This is a genomic window from Arthrobacter sp. DMZ02-1R, assembly GCF_057747935.1.
The window spans coordinates 1533805-1551296 of sequence record NZ_CM173230.1; the positions used below are offsets into that span (position 1 = coordinate 1533805).

At 61.1% G+C, this 17492-nt stretch carries 14 protein-coding genes and 1 pseudogene; 6 read left to right on the forward strand and 9 right to left on the reverse strand.

Annotation, left to right across the window (positions count from 1 at the left end; all coding sequences use genetic code 11):
• Positions 1-112: 112 nt before the first annotated feature.
• Together AC3ANQ_RS07385 and AC3ANQ_RS07390 are read right to left on the reverse strand one after the other, a co-directional pair.
• Positions 113-2257 (reverse strand): lysozyme, encoded by a 2145-nt coding sequence (locus AC3ANQ_RS07385; RefSeq protein ID WP_488304483.1) that lies wholly within the window; start codon positions 2255-2257, stop codon positions 113-115.
• A gap of 537 nt (positions 2258-2794) precedes the next feature.
• Complete coding sequence (locus AC3ANQ_RS07390; RefSeq protein WP_488304484.1) at positions 2795-5239, reverse strand: polysaccharide deacetylase family protein; 2445 nt, start codon at positions 5237-5239, stop codon at positions 2795-2797.
• Between the two features lie 466 nt (positions 5240-5705).
• Here AC3ANQ_RS07390 and AC3ANQ_RS07395 point away from each other — a divergent pair, with 466 nt between their 5' ends.
• The gene (locus AC3ANQ_RS07395) at positions 5706-6215 is read left to right on the forward strand and encodes a GtrA family protein (protein ID WP_488304485.1); all 510 of its coding nucleotides are present in this window, start codon (positions 5706-5708) and stop codon (positions 6213-6215) included.
• A 358-nt stretch (positions 6216-6573) separates the two neighbouring features.
• Here the strand turns inward: AC3ANQ_RS07395 and AC3ANQ_RS07400 are convergent, their stop codons facing one another.
• On the reverse strand, positions 6574-8574 hold the full coding sequence (locus AC3ANQ_RS07400; protein WP_488304486.1) for a DUF7657 domain-containing protein: 2001 nt from the start codon (positions 8572-8574) through the stop codon (positions 6574-6576).
• Between the two features lie 321 nt (positions 8575-8895).
• A complete protein-coding gene (locus AC3ANQ_RS07405) occupies positions 8896-11565 on the reverse strand; it encodes an FG-GAP-like repeat-containing protein (RefSeq protein ID WP_488304487.1) in 2670 nt (889 codons plus the stop codon).
• Positions 11566-11854: 289 nt separating this feature from the next.
• Between AC3ANQ_RS07405 and AC3ANQ_RS07410 the strand changes: the two are divergent.
• The 4 genes and pseudogenes from AC3ANQ_RS07410 to AC3ANQ_RS07425 all read left to right on the forward strand — a co-directional run.
• Positions 11855-12745, forward strand: a pseudogene (locus AC3ANQ_RS07410) (TadA family conjugal transfer-associated ATPase); the annotation flags it as partial.
• Positions 12746-13034: 289 nt separating this feature from the next.
• The gene (locus AC3ANQ_RS07415) at positions 13035-13475 is read left to right on the forward strand and encodes an ATP-binding protein (protein ID WP_488304488.1); all 441 of its coding nucleotides are present in this window, start codon (positions 13035-13037) and stop codon (positions 13473-13475) included.
• Positions 13472-14101, forward strand: coding sequence for an ATP-binding protein (locus AC3ANQ_RS07420; RefSeq protein WP_488304489.1), 630 nt, complete (start codon positions 13472-13474; stop codon positions 14099-14101). Before AC3ANQ_RS07415 ends, AC3ANQ_RS07420 begins: the two co-directional genes overlap by 4 nt.
• 120 nt (positions 14102-14221) lie before the next feature.
• Entirely contained in the window at positions 14222-14986 is a 765-nt protein-coding gene (locus AC3ANQ_RS07425) for a hypothetical protein (protein WP_488304490.1), read from the forward strand.
• Between the two features lie 59 nt (positions 14987-15045).
• Here the strand turns inward: AC3ANQ_RS07425 and cspE are convergent, their stop codons facing one another.
• The 5 genes from cspE to AC3ANQ_RS07450 all read right to left on the reverse strand — a co-directional run bounded on the left by cspE (position 15046) and on the right by AC3ANQ_RS07450 (position 16852).
• Positions 15046-15249 (reverse strand): transcription antiterminator/RNA stability regulator CspE, encoded by a 204-nt coding sequence (gene cspE, locus AC3ANQ_RS07430; protein WP_488304491.1) that lies wholly within the window; start codon positions 15247-15249, stop codon positions 15046-15048.
• A gap of 192 nt (positions 15250-15441) precedes the next feature.
• Positions 15442-15630 carry a hypothetical protein gene (locus AC3ANQ_RS07435; RefSeq protein ID WP_488304492.1) on the reverse strand — a complete coding sequence of 63 codons (189 nt, stop codon included), beginning with the start codon at positions 15628-15630 and terminating at the stop codon, positions 15442-15444.
• The gene (locus AC3ANQ_RS07440; protein WP_488304493.1) at positions 15627-16226 is read right to left on the reverse strand and encodes a hypothetical protein; all 600 of its coding nucleotides are present in this window, start codon (positions 16224-16226) and stop codon (positions 15627-15629) included. Before AC3ANQ_RS07440 ends, AC3ANQ_RS07435 begins: the two co-directional genes overlap by 4 nt.
• A gap of 9 nt (positions 16227-16235) precedes the next feature.
• Complete coding sequence (locus AC3ANQ_RS07445) at positions 16236-16448, reverse strand: hypothetical protein (RefSeq protein ID WP_488304494.1); 213 nt, start codon at positions 16446-16448, stop codon at positions 16236-16238.
• A 272-nt stretch (positions 16449-16720) separates the two neighbouring features.
• A complete protein-coding gene (locus tag AC3ANQ_RS07450; RefSeq protein WP_488304495.1) occupies positions 16721-16852 on the reverse strand; it encodes a hypothetical protein in 132 nt (43 codons plus the stop codon).
• A 114-nt stretch (positions 16853-16966) separates the two neighbouring features.
• On the opposite strand from AC3ANQ_RS07450, the gene AC3ANQ_RS07455 reads away from it, so the two are divergent.
• Positions 16967-17488 carry a GNAT family N-acetyltransferase gene (locus AC3ANQ_RS07455; RefSeq protein WP_488304496.1) on the forward strand — a complete coding sequence of 174 codons (522 nt, stop codon included), beginning with the start codon at positions 16967-16969 and terminating at the stop codon, positions 17486-17488.
• The last annotated feature ends 4 nt before the right edge of the window (positions 17489-17492 follow it).

Here is a 17492-nt window from a genome sequence, read left to right on the forward strand (position 1 = left end):
CGGCGAATCGACCGATGATGCACCGGGAGTCCTTTCGATTACGGGTGTAGCTGAGACTTTCCTCCTGACAACCCTAACCGCTGAACCTCTGAGGGCTGAACCAGCGCGCGGCTTAGTAATTGAGGGATTGGCAGCCGAGGAAGGCGTTACCGGAGCTGAACTGCGCTATTCCGATTCCGTAGGTGCACACCGAATACCTGCCCCGCTGGGTGATGGGAACCTGCGTGGAGTAGCCATGGTTTCCCGTGATCCGGAAGGCGTTGTTCACGTCGGCCCGCGGAACGTTTGCGGTGAAGGCATATCCCTGGCGCGTGCCGTCGGGATAAGTGATGTAGACATGCACGGGTGTGGATGAGCCTGGAACTGCGGGGTCGTACGTCCACCCGGTCGCCTTGATGTTGGCTTGTCCCGACACGGTGGCAATGCCCACGGAATCGAGGTAGCCGTTCGGGACAGGTGTGTTGGTTACCTGGATGGTCATGCAGCCCAGCGCCGCATTCCCGCTTGCGAGAGGTGCGACCGCCAGGGCATAGGCGCAAGCGGTAAACCTCCCAGGTGTCTTGACTCCAAGCGAAGCGCTAAAGCCGTGGTTGCCGGTAATTCCGAAGACATTGTTAACGTCAGGCCGCGAGAGGTTTGCCGTGTAGGCCGTTCCCACGTTGCTGCCGTCCGGGGCTTGGACATACACGTGCACAGGAATGCTGGCGGCCGCGTTGGTAGGGTCGAATGCCCAACCACTCACAACAATATTTGCAGCACCCGGGTTCTGGTCGATTCGGATGGAGTCGTAGTAGCCCTTTGGCGGTGGGTTGGAGCCCACCGTGATGTCCTTGCAGCCCAGCCCGGTGTTGTAGTACTGCCCAATCGCGTAGACGCACACATGGTAGTTGCCGGCTTTGGTGAGGCTGATCGATCTGTCGAAGCCATGGTTCGCGCCGTAACCTGTGGCGGTTCCAACATCCGGCCTGGATGTGTTGGCCGCGACACGGTAGCCCACGGTCTGTCCATTCGGGTCCGTGACGTAGGCGTCAGCGAAAGACACAGTATTGGAGTTAGCGCGATCTATGGTCCATCCAGTCAGGCGCAGCGAAACATCGGTTGGGGTGCGGACCTGCCCCAGGCTGTCAAAGGAGCCGATGGGCGGTTCAACGCCACTTGCTTGATAGCTCTTGCACCCAAGATCAACACCGCCGTTGGCGCTCGCGGCAGTGGCACACACTGTATAGGCGCCGGAGGCCGTGACCTGGATGTTATTGTCAAAACCGTGCGCCGGCCCATAACCGAAGGCATTGTCCACGTCCGGCCGGTATCCGTTCGCCAGGAATGAGTACCCGGTGGTCACGTTGTTGGGCCCAGTGACGGAGATGTTGACGGGAGTCGATACCCACGGCCTCGAGAGATCAACCGACCAGCCCGAGACCTTAAGGTATGCCGAGGTGGTGTCCCGGGCCAGGGACAGGGAATCGAAGGAACCCTTGGCCGGATTACCCGCGAACCTTTGCAGAGAGGCGTAGTCCCCGTTCCAAACATTCGAGTCGCCGCTGAATGGCCCCGTGCTGCTGTATTGCCAAACGCTGTAGGTTGACCAGCTGGATGGCGTGCCGATTGCCGTGTTGGTTGTGTACGAGGCAATCCAGAGCGGATAGTCGCTGAAGCCGGTTGAGTCGGCCAGGCAGGTTTTCCACCAGTCCGTCGTTGAATAGATCATCGGGTATCGCCCAGTGAGGGCACGGACAGTATCGCCGAAGTTGTGGATCCAGGTGCTGAGCGCGGACGGCGACATGCCGTAGCAGATATTCGTACTCGTATATGAAGGCGCATATTCAATGTCGAGCACCGGCGGCATTGTTGCCCCGTCCGAGGTCCACCCGCCGCCGTTCTGAACAAAGTAGTTCGCTTGATCCGCGCCCCCGGACCAGCTGGGGATCGCGAAGTGGTAGGCCCCACGGATCATTCCGACGCTGCGGGAACCGCTGTACTGCGAGCTGTAGGCAGGGCTCGTGTAGTAGTTGCCCTCGGTGGCTTTGACGTAGGCGAAGCGCGCGCCCATGTTCCACTGTTGCTGCCAATCCACTGATGGCTGGTAGGAGCTGACGTCGACGCCTTGAATGCCGAAGGGTGGGGTCCAGCTGCTTTGGGTTGTCAGTAGTCCTTGGACTCGCGGGGAGCGCTGTCCCATCTGCGCGCCCCCGGGCCCGGCGGCTTTCCGCATTGCGGCGCGGCGTACTTCGTCGCTTTGGCTTGCCGCGGTGGGCAAGGGTACCGCCGTCGGACTCTGAACCGATGGTGACGACGTCGGTACGGGCGTTGCGTTCTGGGGAGCAGGTGGCTCGGTGGTCTCGGAAGGCGAGGATAATGGACTTGCCGCTGCGGTGGCCGCGGGGGGAGGCGTCCGCGGAGATGGTGCCGGTGTTGCTGGAGCCGCTACCGCCGACGTCGTGGAAAGGAGAATTGCTGCCACTCCACATAAGACCGTTGAGACGAGGCCATGAGCGCGGCGAGCCGCGAAAGTGGAGATAGATGCTCTCAATTGAGTGGTCTTCATGGCTTGGCTCCACACGAGATTACCGATTCCCGATGAAGTACTTGAAAATATCGGTGGCCGGTTGGGGGCAACGCTAAATTTGAAGCCCACCATAACACCGATGTGCAAGGTGGGGATAATGTTGCCAGTGGGATTTTTGTGACTCGTTGAGCTCGCCATGGAGCCGCACGCGAAAACACCTACGCCCCGGCCCGCGTTATGCGGGCCGGGGCGTAGGTGCTTCTGCTTCAGTTTTGGAGCGTCAGGAGATCATGGGAGGAAGTATCCTGAAACGTCTGCAATGAGTTGCGCGGTCCCCTTTGACGCGTTGAACAGGCTGACCTGTCCAGCGGTCCCCACTGGTATCGTCACCAGGTTCGGTACGATCTGCCCGGGTGCGTAGTTCAGGTTGGAGGCGTTTGGCACTTGGGTTCCGGCCGGGAAGGCCGTAACGAACCCGTTCGACTTCGTGCTGGCCACCGTGAGGTTGAAGGTCACTCCACCAACCGTTGCGGGAACCCCACTAACGCCGCCGACCTGGAACGATATTGTTCCGTTTGCCGCCACAGGGTTGGGGCCGCTCCGGGTATCGAGGAACCTAGTAGGCGTGATTGGCTGGAAGGCCCCCGAAACCGTTGCGGCGCCACCGCCCAGATAGTAGCCGGACACGTCGGCGATGAGCTGCGCGGTTCCGGAGGGAGAGCCGTTGAAAAGGGTGACCTTTCCGTCCGTACCTACCGGTACAGTCACGCTATTTGCCACGATCTGCCCAGTAGCGTAGTTCAGGTTGGAGGCGTTCGGCCGATTGGTCCCGGACGGATAGGCAGTGACGAAACCGAATGACGCCGCGTTGGCCACAGTGAGGTTGAATGTCACCGCCGAAACCGACGCGGGAATGCCGCTGACGCCGCCCACCTGGAAGGAGACTGTTCCGCCGGGCGCTACCGGGGTGGTGCCGCTGCGGGTATCGAGGAACCTGCTCGGCGCCATAGGTTGGAACTCGCCAGGCGATTGTGCGGCCGCCGGGATGTAGTATCCGGAGACGTCCGCTATGAGTTGCGAGGTGCCGTTGGAGGCGTTAAGAAGAGTGACCTTTCCATCTGCGCCTACTGGTACTGTCACCAAATTCGGGACGATTTGACCCGTGGCGTAGTTCAGGTTGGAGGCGTTCGGCGCGGTTGTTCCGGACGGATAGGCGGTGACGAATCCGAACGACGCCGCGTTGGCGACTGTGAGGTTGAATGTCACCGCCGTGACGTTTGCCGGGATACCGTTGACACCGGCGACTTGGAACGAGACTGTTCCGTTCGGTCCCACAGGGGCGGGGTTGTTGCGGGTGTCCAGTATCCTGGTCGGGGTCATCGATTTGAAGACGCTCGCCACCCCAATTGAGTCGTACAGGCCGTAATCATCGGTTACCAAGGTCCCATTGGAGAGCAGGTTCAGGCCCATGCTGATCGCGCTGGCCCCCGCGGGGACAGGTGGTGAGGTCCATGTGGCCTGGGTCCAGGCCGTCGATGCCGCGAAGTTCGGGCTGGCTGTCCAGTACGCCCATGTGCCCAGGCCTGTCCGGTAATACAACTCGAATTGAGTCAAAGCGGTGGACTTATACCAAGCCGACATTTGGTAGGTATGACCGGGAGTAGCGCTCGGAGCACACTGGCCTAGATCCAAGGTAGGTAGTAGCTTGGCATCGCCGCTCACGTAGCCCGTCGTCACCATTTGTTCGGCGACATTTCCCGTGTGGCCTGGAGACACGCTGGTGAACGTTGAGGTTTGCGTGCCGTACGAGCCAATCGCCCAGCAGTATGGCAGCCCAGTAGCCACGGGTCCTGCGGTCTCCAAGCTTGGATTCTGGAGCAGGTTACCAACCGTGATCGGTGGGGGCGGGGGAGGCCCTTGGACGAGCGGCTTATTTACGTCGACTGCTGGATTCGACGGGTCCGGGAACTGGGCCGCCATCACCTGGCGCACGGTCTTGACGACGATCCTGCCCGCGGTTTGTTCAGCCGCCAGCCAGTCCACGTACGCGTGGAAGTTTGCGGTGGTGACGGTCAAGGGATCCGTCGTGGAGTCGAAGTGGTGGAAGGTCAACTGCACCCATCCGCCGCCTGCCTCTGCCTGAGTCACAACCGTTTGCATGTCGGCAACTGTCCAAGTGTTGTCGACCTCATCGGGTGCCTTGGTGAAGTAGAGGTCCGCGGCGGGAACGGGCAATGGTTCGGCGACTTCGGTCAGAGTAGGTGCGGCCTTGCTTTTCAGGTCACCGAGGCCGCGCCCGCTGTTGTAGCCGCAGTCGGCGACGGTTTGCTGAACGGCTGCGGTGGCCGAGGCAAAGGGGTAGGCGAAGTTGGTGACCGTGAATCCCATGTTGGTCAGATTGACGCGGTCATTGCAGACCTGCCGCTTCACTTCGTTCGCGTCCATTTGGGCGAGATCCGGGTGGGTAACGGTGTGGCCGGCAACTTCATTGCCCGCCGTTTGCAGGGCGAGTGCTTGGGCGGTTGTCATGTACGTCGGTGCGTTGAGGTATCCGGAGGGGAGGAAGAACGTTCCTTTCATCCCCTTCGAATTCAGGTAGTTGACAGCGGCAACCTGGTCTGCGTTGGCGTCATCGAAAGTCAGAGTGACCACGAGCGGTCCCGCGGCCTGTGCAGGCTGAACGAACATGGCCGCATTGAAGAGCGTCGCTAAGAGAAGAGCGACTGCCCCCATGGCAGTCGCCTTGCGATGGGTCCGTTGACCTTTATCAGGGATCCCCCGCCCAAAGCGGGAGGCCACCAACCTTCTGTTTTGCATCCGAACCCCCTCGTCGCGCCTGCAACCTGACTAGCCAGACCTTCAGTGCCGTGTGTTTGCGCTTGCACAATTCGGCTTTGCCAGTGGTCATCGCGGGCACCCAATATTTTGGAACCGACAGCGCATCAAAGGCGACAAGCCAAGCCGTTCGGCCCAGTTTCCTGCCGGCGACACGCAGCTGATGTATCGACGCTACGAGCGACAAAGAGGGACGTCAACACTCGTTTTAAGGCCCCGAAAACCAAGTATCACCACTCGCATCCGTGCCCTGAGGAGTCCCTGCAGAGCAGTCTGAGATGCCCGTGCAAGCGGCCCTGATCGCGGTTGGACTATACTTTTGAAGGTTCCTTAGCAACACGGCCGGGGTTCATTGAGCTGCAGGGTGGTAATTCATATCGTGGGGGAAGCCGTCGCCAGTTGGGTTCGCCGCCTTTTCGGGTTTGCCCGGAACGGCTACCTGATCAAATTCCTGGCCGTTGGTGCCTTCTCCTTCGGGATCGACCTCGGAACACTCACCCTCCTGCACGAGGTCGGCCGGGTGGACTTGTGGGTCGCTACGCCGGTGGCGTTCCTTGCAAGCTTGGTCTTCAATTTCTTTGCTCAAAGGAAATTCACCTTCCAGTCTGGCGACCGGGCGCACGTAAGCTTCCTCAAATACGGTGCCCTGGTTGTCTTCAATCTCTTGGCGACCGACGTGATCGTCAACGGCATCGCCGCGGCCGGCTTGTCGTATGCCATTGGGAAGGCAGCCGCCACAGTGGCCACGACGGTGTGGAACTTCCTCCTGTACAAGCATTGGATTTTTAAGTCCGCGGTGCCCGAAGGCAGCCACGGGGCGAGCCTGACACACACTGGAGTACTTGCGTCGTCGAATGAGCCGGTTGATGAGTAATCGCCGACGGTGACGTCAAGCTGGTGCTGCAGGCTATGCAGGGCTCTCTGACCGAGAATCCGCGGAGGCGATGGCATCCAGTCTGCCTCACGGCGCTGTGTCCGGGCACGATTTGACCGCTCCCGCCGTGAATCCCCAGCGGTCAGGATCTAGTGGCCGCCCACGGGACCAGGATACGTGGCTCTGCACCACCTCACCCCGCGGACGCCCACCCAGCTGCCGCCCGGCTTCATTCCCGTCCGGTCAAGCTCACTATGCTGCCGCAACAAGAAGACCGCTTGGCTAGCAAACACGAACCCGACTCGTTCAGGAAGAGCTTCTATCCCTGACCCCGGTGAGGCTGCCGGTGCCGGCCGTATTAGCGGAACTTATAAACAAACATTGTCTGCTTCGACCATGTCAGGATGCGTCCGGGCACGAGGCATGTGCCACTCAGGGGGTGCGTGGACGTTATCCCGACCAAATTAGGCACCCGTTGTTTGAGGTCACACGGATCCGCGCGCACGATGGCCGAATCAGAACCGTTATTGCCAAATACCATGGGCTGGCCCGGTATCCACTCGAAGTAGATGAAGCCGCCGCCGCGGTTCCATTCCTTAACATGGGCAGAGGCCGGATCAAGCTGTGCCCAGGCCGCCTTATCCGGTCCTGACCGCTGAACGCCGCTCAGGGAAGGAACGCCGTTGGCGAGCATGACAGTGTCCAAGGAGGGAGAGTCCGTGACCCATACCTCCCTGGCGGCGGCTGCCGTCCTGCCTTCTCCACGGAGGTAGGTGGCGGTTTCTGAGGCCCGCAAGTCGCCCAGCCCAAAAATAAGCGGGTTGGCGCCAATGACCGGCAGCGTTGCCAGAACCGCGGTGAGGGCGAGGGGCCAGATCTTGTCCCGGAAACGCACCACACAGAACACACAGGTGCTCACAGCGAGCGCCACCACCGCAATCAGAGGCTGGGTGATGTTGGGCAGGTAGGTCTGCTGAAGGGAAGACGCGGCATACGCCGTGACGAGACCGCATCCACTAGCTGAAATGGCAGCGAGCCTCAGGTTCTTTCCCGGACTCAGTCGGGACAGGAGAAGGCATACGAGGATCGACCCTAGAATCCCGCAAACCTGGGCCGCCCGCCCGGGTTGAACGTAGTTCAGGAGTGGGATAGAGGCTCCGCGGTCGCCGAAATTAATGGTGCACCAGGCCAGCCATACGAACCCGAAGGCGGACATGACGAGGACCACTGCGTTGTCCCGGAGCTTGCCAAGTGTCTTGATCCCTGTCAACAACAGAGCAGCCCATACAAACGTGATGGTGAATGCCGTGGAGAGTTCACTCTGGTTACTCCCCACGGGCGTCATGTCCCGCAATGGTCCCAAGGCCGGCGCCCCGAACAACATGCCGAACGCCTGCGCGGCCCCGGTTGAACGCCGGGACCCCGGGTAGACCGTATCCAGGAGCGCCGAGATGCCTGCGCGGTTCTCCCACAGCATTCCTGCCGCGAAAATGATCGCGATAAGGCCTGCGGTGCCCAACGCCTGGATCTTCGGCCGCCATGCGCCGTCAGCCGCCAGTATCCACGCGACGCTCGCTGCAAGGACGGGCAGGCCCAGCACGAGGGACCAAGGAATGTAGAAACTGGGCAAACCAGCGAGGAGAATACCTGAGGCCAGACACTGTACGAGGGGAATCAGCCGCTGACCAAAGGAAAAACGGCGGTAGGCGGAGAGCAACAGGCTGGACCCGGTGAGCGTGTACGCAATCAACTGGATGGGCATCATTGTCCACCACGAGGCGGCCGGGGACAGCGCTATCAAGGTGGCAGCCATCCAGCCCCACCGGCGTGCAGCTCCGACCTGGGCGAACCATTTGGGCATGAAGAGGAAGAGAAGCAACGCCGGAAGCCACCAGTGGGCCGCGAAGACCATGCTGTCCGGAAGGACCAACGCAGTCTTCAGAAGAGTCGAGTCGAAGAAGACGAAGTTCTCGAAGAAGCCGCCCGAGGGATAGCGGTGTATGAGGTCGGCTGCAGCGCCGAGGGAACTCGTTGTGGGAGCCGCTCCCGTGACCATGATGGACAGCACAATTGGCGAAAACGCGTTATATTCGTCAGCTCTGATAGTCGACGATTCACCTATTTGAAATCCAAGAGGATTGGCGGGATCTTGCCGCAGTGTGGGCATACCAATTGAAGAAGTCGTCGCTCCAAGCAGAGTCAAGGCCACGAAGGCGACGACGACCGCCAGTTTTAGCGGGTTGTCGTTCGTTAGCAGCCATGCCTTGAACCGTTCTCCTGACCGTGAAAAGGATGAAGAGCGCGACTGTAATAATGTCAACCTAATGGTCCTCAGGGGATCGAATCGAAGCTGGTGCAAAGAGAGGTCCCCAGCAATACGGCTCTTTGGAGACGCTGGGCCTGGACCCTAGTAGGTAAGCCTATACCGAAGGCCTCGGCTGGCCGAAGACGGAAAGACCAGGGTCGCGGCTCGGCCAACGCTGCCACAAGCGTTTTTTCAACCTGATCGTGTCCGAGGCCAATTCGGGCGTCGCACATCTGACCGAGTGAGTTCCGTGCGCCAGTTGTCCCGTCTTTCCCGGAAGTGTCCATCTCCTCATAGCAATCTCGCTTGTCCACGCACCATCGGCTTATACCGGTCTTTGACCGTCAGCGCGTCCGTTCCTGGCACCCCCTCCGCCTATAGACTTCCAACCGGTTTCGCGCCTAGATATCCGGCGGTGCGCATTCCGTCGCCGGCGTAGAACCAGAGTGTCCCGTCTGCTCGGCGACCCAGCAGGTCGGCTTTGCCGTCGTTATTGTTGTCGCCGACGCCGAGGATTTGGTCATAGATGGTCCAGCCTGTGCCGATTTGGCGGCCGGTCTTGTATCCGCCATTCCCGTCGCCGGGGTAGAACCAGAGGCTGCCGTTGGGGTGCCGTGCCAACAAGTCCGGTATTCCGTCCGAGTCGAAGTCGCCGGTACCGATCAGTTGGTCGAAAATGTTCCAGCCGGTACCGATTTTCTGTCCCGTCTTGTAGCCGCCGGTGCCGTCGCCGGCGTAGAACCACAGTCCGCCGTCAGGCGTGCGGGCGACCAAGTCGGGGATGCCGTCGCCGTTGGAGTCGCCGGCGTTGACGATCTGGTCGAAGATTTGCCAGCCACTGCCGACTTGTCGGGCCGGTTGGTAGTTTCCCGTGCCGTCGCCTGCGTAGAACCACAAGGTGCCGTCAGGGCGGCGAGCGATCAGGTCCGGCTTGCCGTCCCTGTTTGTATCACCGACTCCGACGATCATGTCGTAAATGCTCCAGCCGGTGCCGATGATACGCCCGGTCGTATAGCCACCGTTCCCTGCGCCCCCGTAAAACCACAAAGAACCATTGGAGTGCCTTGCGACAATATCGGGCTTTCCATCCCCATCAGAGTCGCCAGCGGCCGTCATGCTATCGAATATGTTCCATCCGCTACCGACCTGATTTGGAAGCCCGTATCCGTTGCTGCGCATTCCGTCGCCGGCGTAGAACCAGAGTGTCCCGTCTGCTCGGCGACCCAGCAGGTCGGCTTTGCCGTCGTTATTGTTGTCGCCGACGCCGAGGATTTGGTCATAGATGGTCCAGCCTGTGCCGATTTGGCGGCCGGTCTTGTATCCGCCATTCCCGTCGCCGGGGTAGAACCAGAGGCTGCCGTTGGGGTGCCGTGCCAACAAGTCCGGTATTCCGTCCGAGTCGAAGTCGCCGGTACCGATCAGTTGGTCGAAAATGTTCCAGCCGGTACCGATTTTCTGTCCCGTCTTGTAGCCGCCGGTGCCGTCGCCGGCGTAGAACCACAGTCCGCCGTCAGGCGTGCGGGCGACCAAGTCGGGGATGCCGTCGCCGTTGGAGTCGCCGGCGTTGACGATCTGGTCGAAGATTTGCCAGCCACTGCCGACTTGTCGGGCCGGTTGGTAGTTTCCCGTGCCGTCGCCTGCGTAGAACCACAAGGTGCCGTCAGGGCGGCGAGCGATCAGGTCCGGCTTGCCGTCCCTGTTTGTATCACCGACTCCGACGATCATGTCGTAAATGCTCCAGCCGGTGCCGATGATACGCCCGGTCGTATAGCCACCGTTCCCTGTGCCCCCGTAAAACCACAAAGAACCATCCGACCGTTGAGTCACCAGGTCGGGTTTCCCATCACTATCTGAATCCCCGACAGCAGTAATCTTGAATGAGGTAGATAGCTGGGGTGGCTGGGGTGGCTGGGGTGCTTGGCTCTGGGAGGCGAAGGCCTTGAGCCCGGCGTCGTCGCCGTTCCAGATATTGGAGTCGCCCTCAAATGGTCCGGTACTGCTGTATTGCCAGAGGCTGAATTGGGTCCAGCTGGCTGGCAGGGTGCCAGGCGAGTTGCCGGGCGTAGACGGATAGGAAGCAATCCAGAGCGGATAGTTGGCAAAACTTGCCGAATTTCCGGTACATCGCGTCCACCAATCCGTCGTGGTGTATATCACCGGGTAACGACCGGTCAAGGTTTTGACGGTGTTCCCGAAATCCGAAATCCAATTGACCATTGGAGCCCCCGACATGCCGTAGCAAACATCGCCGAAGTAGAACCCATTGATGGTTTGACCTTCATAGGGGTTGTACTCGATATCCAAAACGGGCGGTAGGGTGTAGCCGTCCGGGCTCCACCCTCCACCGTTCGCGACAAAGTAATTTGCTTGGTCTGCACCTGACGACCAGTTTGGAATGGCGAAGTGATACGCACCGCGCGTCATTCCGACGCTGCGGGACGAGTTGTATTGTTGCGAAAAGTTGGAGTTGAGGTAGTAGTTGCCCTCGCTAGCCTTCACGTAAGCAAGGCGCGAACCCAGATTCCATTGCGTGGCCCAATCGACGTTGCCTTGATATGCACTGACGTCCTGGCCTGCGATGCCGTAACTTGGCCGCCAATGCCCCGTGTCGGTGGCCATGGGGAGTGCGCCCGCTAAGGCCCTCGCACCGACTGAGGCCTGGCTCGCCTGGAGTCCTTTGGCTGCCAACACACGTGGCGATCGCTGCCCCATTTCCGCGCCTCCGGACGGAATCGCCGCCCTCATGGCTTGCTTCATGGAATCGGCGTTATGGGACCCATCACCAGGCGATGACGGCAACGCGGAGTGCGCTGGCGGCGAGGCCGGTGATGAGGGAACCGTCAGGAGGGAGCTTTTCCCTTCGGCCGATGGCGACGATGTTGGGTTCGCCGCAACTGAGACCGTTGTGGTGCCGGGCGCCACAACCGAGTTCTCCGAGTGGGCTGCCTCGGTCGTGGTGAGCATCAGGCCGAGCACGATCGCTGCGGCGACGCCTGTACGGCCGACGGAGAATCGAGGTGCCTCTATTGGGGTGGTTCGTTTCATTTTCAATTCCGGCAAGATACCGCCCTGTCGAGGGCACATGGTGATAGCTCGCGACTACAGTTCCAGCAATGAACGCCTGCAGTGCACCATAAAGCCAGCTCCTAACCGGGACACCATAACATTAGGTGGCAGAAGTGACCAGAGTTGAACATGTTGCCAGTGTGACCAGTGGGTGAACAGTTATCCACAACCGCCTCAATTTGACTTGGTCCCGTGTTGTAACCTCCCCTAGCGTTAACCCTGTTGGAGGTTCCACAGCGCCAGAGGCGCATCTTGCATTGGGGGAAAGATGGATGCTTTGCGCATCGTCGAGGATGAAGTCCGCGAGCTGATTCGACGGCGTGGACTAGACCCTTTGAGCCAGGCAGTCGAAGTACACCGGCTCGTCGAGGCCGCCGTGAGTGACTACGACGAGCGGGCCCTTCTTGGCCCCTTGCCTCCCCTGGGACAGCTGGACACGGCGCGCAAGTACGTGTTCGACGCCGTTGCAGGCTTCGGCCCGCTCCAGCCACTTCTGGACGACCCAACTATTGAGGAGATCTGGCTCAACGCGCCAAACGAAATCTACGTTGCCCGGAATGGTGAATCCGAACTCGCGTCCGTTAGCCTCAGCGCGCAACAGGTCCGCGACCTCGTGGAGCGGATGCTTAAGAGTTCGGGGCGCCGGCTGGACCTCTCGTCACCGTTTGTGGATGCCGCCCTGCCTGACGGTTCGCGGCTCCACGTCGTCATTCCCGATGTGACTCGCCGGAATTGGGCTGTGAACATCCGCAAATTCGTGGTCAAGGCGAGCCGGCTCGAACATCTGGTGGAGCTGGGCACCTTGACGCCACAATCAGCCCGATTCCTGGGAGCTGCGGTGGCCAGTGGACTGAACATCCTCGTTTCGGGAGCCACGCAGGCTGGAAAGACCACCATGCTCAATTGCCTGGCCGCCAACATCGGCTCCCGGGAGCGGGTCATCACCGTCGAAGAGATCTTTGAACTCCAGCTCCCGCTGCGTGACGTCGTCGGCCTGCAGTGTCGCCAGCCGAACCTCGAGGGTCAAGGCGAAATTCCTCTGCGCCGACTCGTCAAAGAGGCCCTGCGCATGCGGCCGGACCGTCTCGTGGTGGGCGAAGTCCGCGAAGCCGAAAGCCTGGACATGCTCATTGCCTTGAACTCGGGGCTGCCGGAGATGAGCCATGCGCAATGAGCGAAGATTCGGGGGAACACCCAGATGACTAGCCACCTCCCAATGCTAGTTGGAGGATTGACGTCAACGACGATATCGGACAGCTGAGCCAGATCACGCCGTTGCTGTTAGGCCGACGGTCGCGACTCAATCGCGAAAGGATATTTAAGATAGTTCAGGGCAATCTGCAAAAGGCTTCCGAGGCCCAGGCGCATCGGTTTCGCATCGGTTGTCATAGTAGCTCGCCGAGGCCTACGCCCATGTTCGAACAACCGCTTACGAAAGGGCGACCCGTATGCAGAATCCGTTCCGCCCTTCTGCCGGATCGATGCCTCCCGACATCATCGGCCGAGCAGACCTTCTGGATGATTTTGCTTCAAGTCTGGATGTGAGCGCCGGAAGCAATGAAGTTCTGACTATCATCACCGGGGCACGTGGCACGGGTAAGACCGTCATGCTGGGCGCGGCCCAGAGTGTGGCACGTACTCAGGGCTGGGAGGTCATCTCTGAGACCGCTACAGATGGTTTCGTCGATCGCATCGCCGAAACAATGCGCCGCCGCTCGGAAGATCTAGGTGCCGACGCTAGTTCCGGCACCACCGCGCGGCCCCCGATCGACCGGCGGGCGGATTGGCGGGCCTCCGGGGAGGTCCTCCTCAAGATTCTGCACGAGCGCGGAACGGGGTTGGTCATCACCCTCGACGAAGTCCATGCCGCTGACCGCGCGCCGAGATGACAACGTTGACAGTCCGTGTTCAGCAATTTATCGAGCACCGGCTGCCGATCGGCTTCGTCGTCGCAGGACTGCCGGCGGGAGTGGTGGAGCTTCTCAACGACAGCAGGGCGGCCTTCCTCCGCCAACCTAATCGGATTTACCTCTCGAAACTGGCAGTCCGCGACGTGGAAACGTCTTTCGACGAGACTTTTACCGCCGCGGGATTCGACGTGGGGCCTGGAGCCATCAGCCGGGCAGCCGATGCTACAGGAGGGTACCCGTTCCTCGTCCAGCTCGTCGGCTACTTCGTCTGGAGGGAAGCCGAAGACAACGGCGGCGCTCTTACGGCGGCGATCGTGGAGAGTGGCGCTGAGCGGGCCGAAGAGTGGAACGCCAGGACTGTGCTGGACGCAGCCACCTCCGCGGCGTCGGCCGACGAGGTGGAGTTTCTATGCGCCATGGCCGAAGAAGACGGACCGTCCGACGTCGGCCAGGTCGGGCGACGAACGGGTGTCACACCAAACCTGGTGGGGGACTACCGCATCAAGCTCATAGACGCTGGCCTTATCGAGGCCGTGGGGCCAGGAAAGGTCGACTTTGCCATCCCCGGGCTTCGTCGACATGTGCGGGCGGTGGCCCGACGATGACCGGCTTGCGGGCGTTGCCCTCAGGGACGCACCATCCAGGATTAAGCCTGGAACGATGTCGGAAACTCGGTCTTTCGCGACGGTCACCGGGACCCGGATCTATGGCGTATCGAGAACGGCGTGACGGTCTACAAGGACAGCGGTGATGAGCTGCGCAACCACCGGCTCTCCTACTTCGCCCTCGACAACTACGCCCAATGGGCAGGCACCGCCGTCGTCAAAGCCAACGGCGCCATTGTCTCCGGCGGCCACCACGAAACCGGCATCGAACCGGCGCGCGAGTTCCTGGCCCAGATCGGCGCACCCAACGAATACGCGAAGAAGATCCTGCCGCTGATCCGCGAACACATGTGCCACACCCCGGGCGGGGACGAGCGGGTCAGCGACACCGCGGTTCGGCGCCTGCTGCGCCGGCTCGACAACGCCGGCGGCGGCCCGACCCTGAAGGAATGGTCGCGTCTCGTTGAAGCGGACAAGGCCGGCCGCGGAGAAGGCGCCCAGCACGGATTCAACCACCTGCCCGTCTGGCTGGAGAAGGCCGAACGACTCGGAAACGAAAGGGCCGTCAGCACGACCCTGCTCAAAGGCCCTCACCTGGCCGAGGCAGGCATCCCGCAGGGGAAGCTGTGGGGAATCATCGTCACCCAGTCCCAGGAAGCCCAGGACGACGGCGTGTTCAGCGACGAGGACGGTGTCAAAGAGTGGCTGGCCACCAACCAGGCCGCGATCCTTGAAGAGGCGCAACGGCGGCTGCAAAAGGCGGAGGCCGAGCACGCGAAGAAAAAGGCCGCCCAGCAGCTTCTCTTGAAGGCGAAGCAGGCGGAGCAGAAAGCCGCAGCCAAGGCCCTGAAAGATGCCGAGCTGGCAGGTACCGCCAAACTGTAGTGCCCGGACATGGCAAGAGACTGGCCGGCCGTGTGGCCGACCAGTCTCTTGTTGAGCCGTTAGAGCGGCTGGATGTTCTCGGCCTGGGGACCCTTGGGGCCCTGGGTGACGTCGAACTGAACCTTCTGGTTCTCTTCCAGGGACTTGTAACCGCTGGAGGCGATTGCCGAATAGTGTGCGAACACGTCAGCGCTTCCGTCGTCCGGGGCAATGAAGCCGAAGCCCTTTTCGGAGTTGAACCACTTGACAGTACCTGTAGCCATTACTTGTTTCCTTCACGGGTCGCTGGTCGGTTCCGCTAATCGGAGTACCGTCCCTGCCACTCACACGACGAGCCTATGTGCAGGCTGGTGTCGCGGCCAACCTCTGGCGACCCTAAATACTGGTCAAAAGGGCGGCGCCCAGCCACGCATCGGCATCATCGAGGAGACCCCTTGCCCGTGACGACAAAGGATTCAGAGGGCTTCTTTTGCCAGGGCCTTCGTCTTGTCCGGTGTCGGACGGCCCAGCCGTTCATCCAGGGTGACTCGCAGCCGTGCGGCCGCCACCTGGACTCGACGCTGGGAAGCGGTTGGCGCGGTGGAGGTCTTCACCGTCACGCGGGTGCTGTGGGTGGCCTTCGGCTCAGATGTATGTGTGCTCATTGGTCATCCTCCTTCGCTGCCGGTTCCGTAGGACCATTGTCGCCGAATTCGGTGTGGGAGTCCACGCCTGTGCGGTCGAAGTCCTCGGCCTGCAGCCTGAGGAACTCGCCCAGGTCGTGCAAGTCCACGCTGTCGTCCGGAATCGAGATGTAGATGGTGGATTCCCGGGGTTCAGCAGCTTCCCCGGTCTGGGATTCGTACGGTTCGCCGTTGACGACCTCCCAAGCGATGTCGAAAAGCTCCAGTTCCTCGTTCCTCGCAAGCTCACTACGGGCGAGGACAGCCAAGGTAGCCAAACCAAGCGCCTTGGTGTCTTCGTCCTCTGACAAAGCCCGCTCCAACGCCCATTGGGCCCGCCGCCACCATTCGGATCGGCTATCGGCCGCCGTCTTCTGCTCGAGGGCACCCCGGTCGGCTTCCCTCTTCTGCTCCAATGCTTTGGCATCGGCTTTGGTGCGCTGTTTGAGGATCCGCCAATTGATAAGTGCTGCGATCAGTGCGGCGACGAGTACAGCGGCAGGACTGAACAACGCTACGTTCTGCCACCATTCCAACGGCACGGAGGCAACCTGGGCGGGGCTGGGTGTCGGCGGCATGGGTTCAGCCTAGCCTCGGGACGTTTTGATTTCGTCGACCACTTCGTCAAGGGCGTGGGCGAGCCGGATGCATTCGACGCGGGTCAGGGAGGTCTTCTCTGCGATGAACCGCCACGGACAGCGGGCCCTGCGATCTGCGGCGATCTCTTTGGCGATCGCGCGGGCGACACCAACGCTCGTCGGGAAGGCGCTGCTGCGGTGGCGCGGGAGGTTCGTTTCCATACCCGGGATGTGTGCGGAGCACCGGACCCATCTCACCATGAATAAAGAAACCGGGCCGGCACGATGCCGACCCGGTTCACTTTTCGTGGGCGAGTTCTCAGCTCCACCAGCGTCCGCAGAAAGTCCCCTAGCAGGCAAGGAGTCAGCCCGGTCCAATCTTCGCTTCGCATGATTTCCGATCCCAGTGTGGAGGACCGGACGATGACGTAAACGTCCGCTTCGGAAGCTATGTGTGCGGACTGAGGAGAAACCCTCACCCTGCAGAGCGGCCCCTAGACTTTGACGGGCTCCCGCTCCGTTTCCGGGACGGCCTCCGTGGCGATGATCGGCAGGTTAGTGGTGGTCACCTCAAGTACGAGGGTGCCGCAAGGGTAGGTCTTCAGCGAAACGTTGCGCTTCTTCATGCCCCCTAGTGTGCGGCGGGGAAAGGAATCCGCGGATCGGCGCATGGTCGTTGGCATGACAATGACACTGACTGGCCTTCGGCCGCGCCCGGAGACTTTTGGTAGCCCCTCGTTGTGCCGTATAACCACGCCTTCCACCTCGCCGGCACGGTGCAGACTCTGCTCGATGTCCGTGACGCGACAGAAGAATTCCCACCTGTGGGCGACGCACCGGATCGCGCTGAGCTTTCCGGCTGGCTGACCCGCGAACCCGTCCTGCAGCGGTGGGTCGCGATTTCCTCCGACGGCCGGATTGCCGGTCACATCTCCGTCGGCCGGCTGAGTCCGACCTTGTGGGAACACCTGCCGGTCATGGGGTGCGTGCCGGTAGCGGAACGGGGTTTCTGTGTGATCGGCCAATTCTTCGTGGGCCCGGATTTCCAGGGACGCGGCCTGGGACGGGAACTGCTCTCGGTCGCGACAAGCTACGCGTGGGACAACGGTTACCAGCCCGCGCTGACCGTCCAAGGAACCTCCCTGGACGCCCGCCGGTTCTGTACCGCCCGTGGTTTCCGCGAGGCCGGGACGTTCAATGCCATGCACGGTGTTAGCCACGTCTTTGTGGATGAAACCGTCCCTGATTTCACCGGCTGGTGACACA

Bases quoted from the DNA above. Each gene is read 5' to 3' on its own strand.
- AC3ANQ_RS07390 (WP_488304484.1), bottom strand. From the start codon at position 5,239: ATGGGGGCAGTCGCTCTTCTCTTAGCGACGCTCTTCAATGCGGCCATG.
- AC3ANQ_RS07405 (WP_488304487.1), bottom strand. From the start codon at position 11,565: ATGAAACGAACCACCCCAATAGAGGCACCTCGATTCTCCGTCGGCCGT.
- AC3ANQ_RS07415 (WP_488304488.1), top strand. From the start codon at position 13,035: ATGCAGAATCCGTTCCGCCCTTCTGCCGGATCGATGCCTCCCGACATC.
- AC3ANQ_RS07420 (WP_488304489.1), top strand. From the start codon at position 13,472: ATGACAACGTTGACAGTCCGTGTTCAGCAATTTATCGAGCACCGGCTG.
- cspE (WP_488304491.1), bottom strand. From the start codon at position 15,249: ATGGCTACAGGTACTGTCAAGTGGTTCAACTCCGAAAAGGGCTTCGGC.
- AC3ANQ_RS07435 (WP_488304492.1), bottom strand. From the start codon at position 15,630: ATGAGCACACATACATCTGAGCCGAAGGCCACCCACAGCACCCGCGTG.
- AC3ANQ_RS07440 (WP_488304493.1), bottom strand. From the start codon at position 16,226: ATGCCGCCGACACCCAGCCCCGCCCAGGTTGCCTCCGTGCCGTTGGAA.
- AC3ANQ_RS07445 (WP_488304494.1), bottom strand. From the start codon at position 16,448: ATGGAAACGAACCTCCCGCGCCACCGCAGCAGCGCCTTCCCGACGAGC.
- AC3ANQ_RS07450 (WP_488304495.1), bottom strand. From the start codon at position 16,852: ATGAAGAAGCGCAACGTTTCGCTGAAGACCTACCCTTGCGGCACCCTC.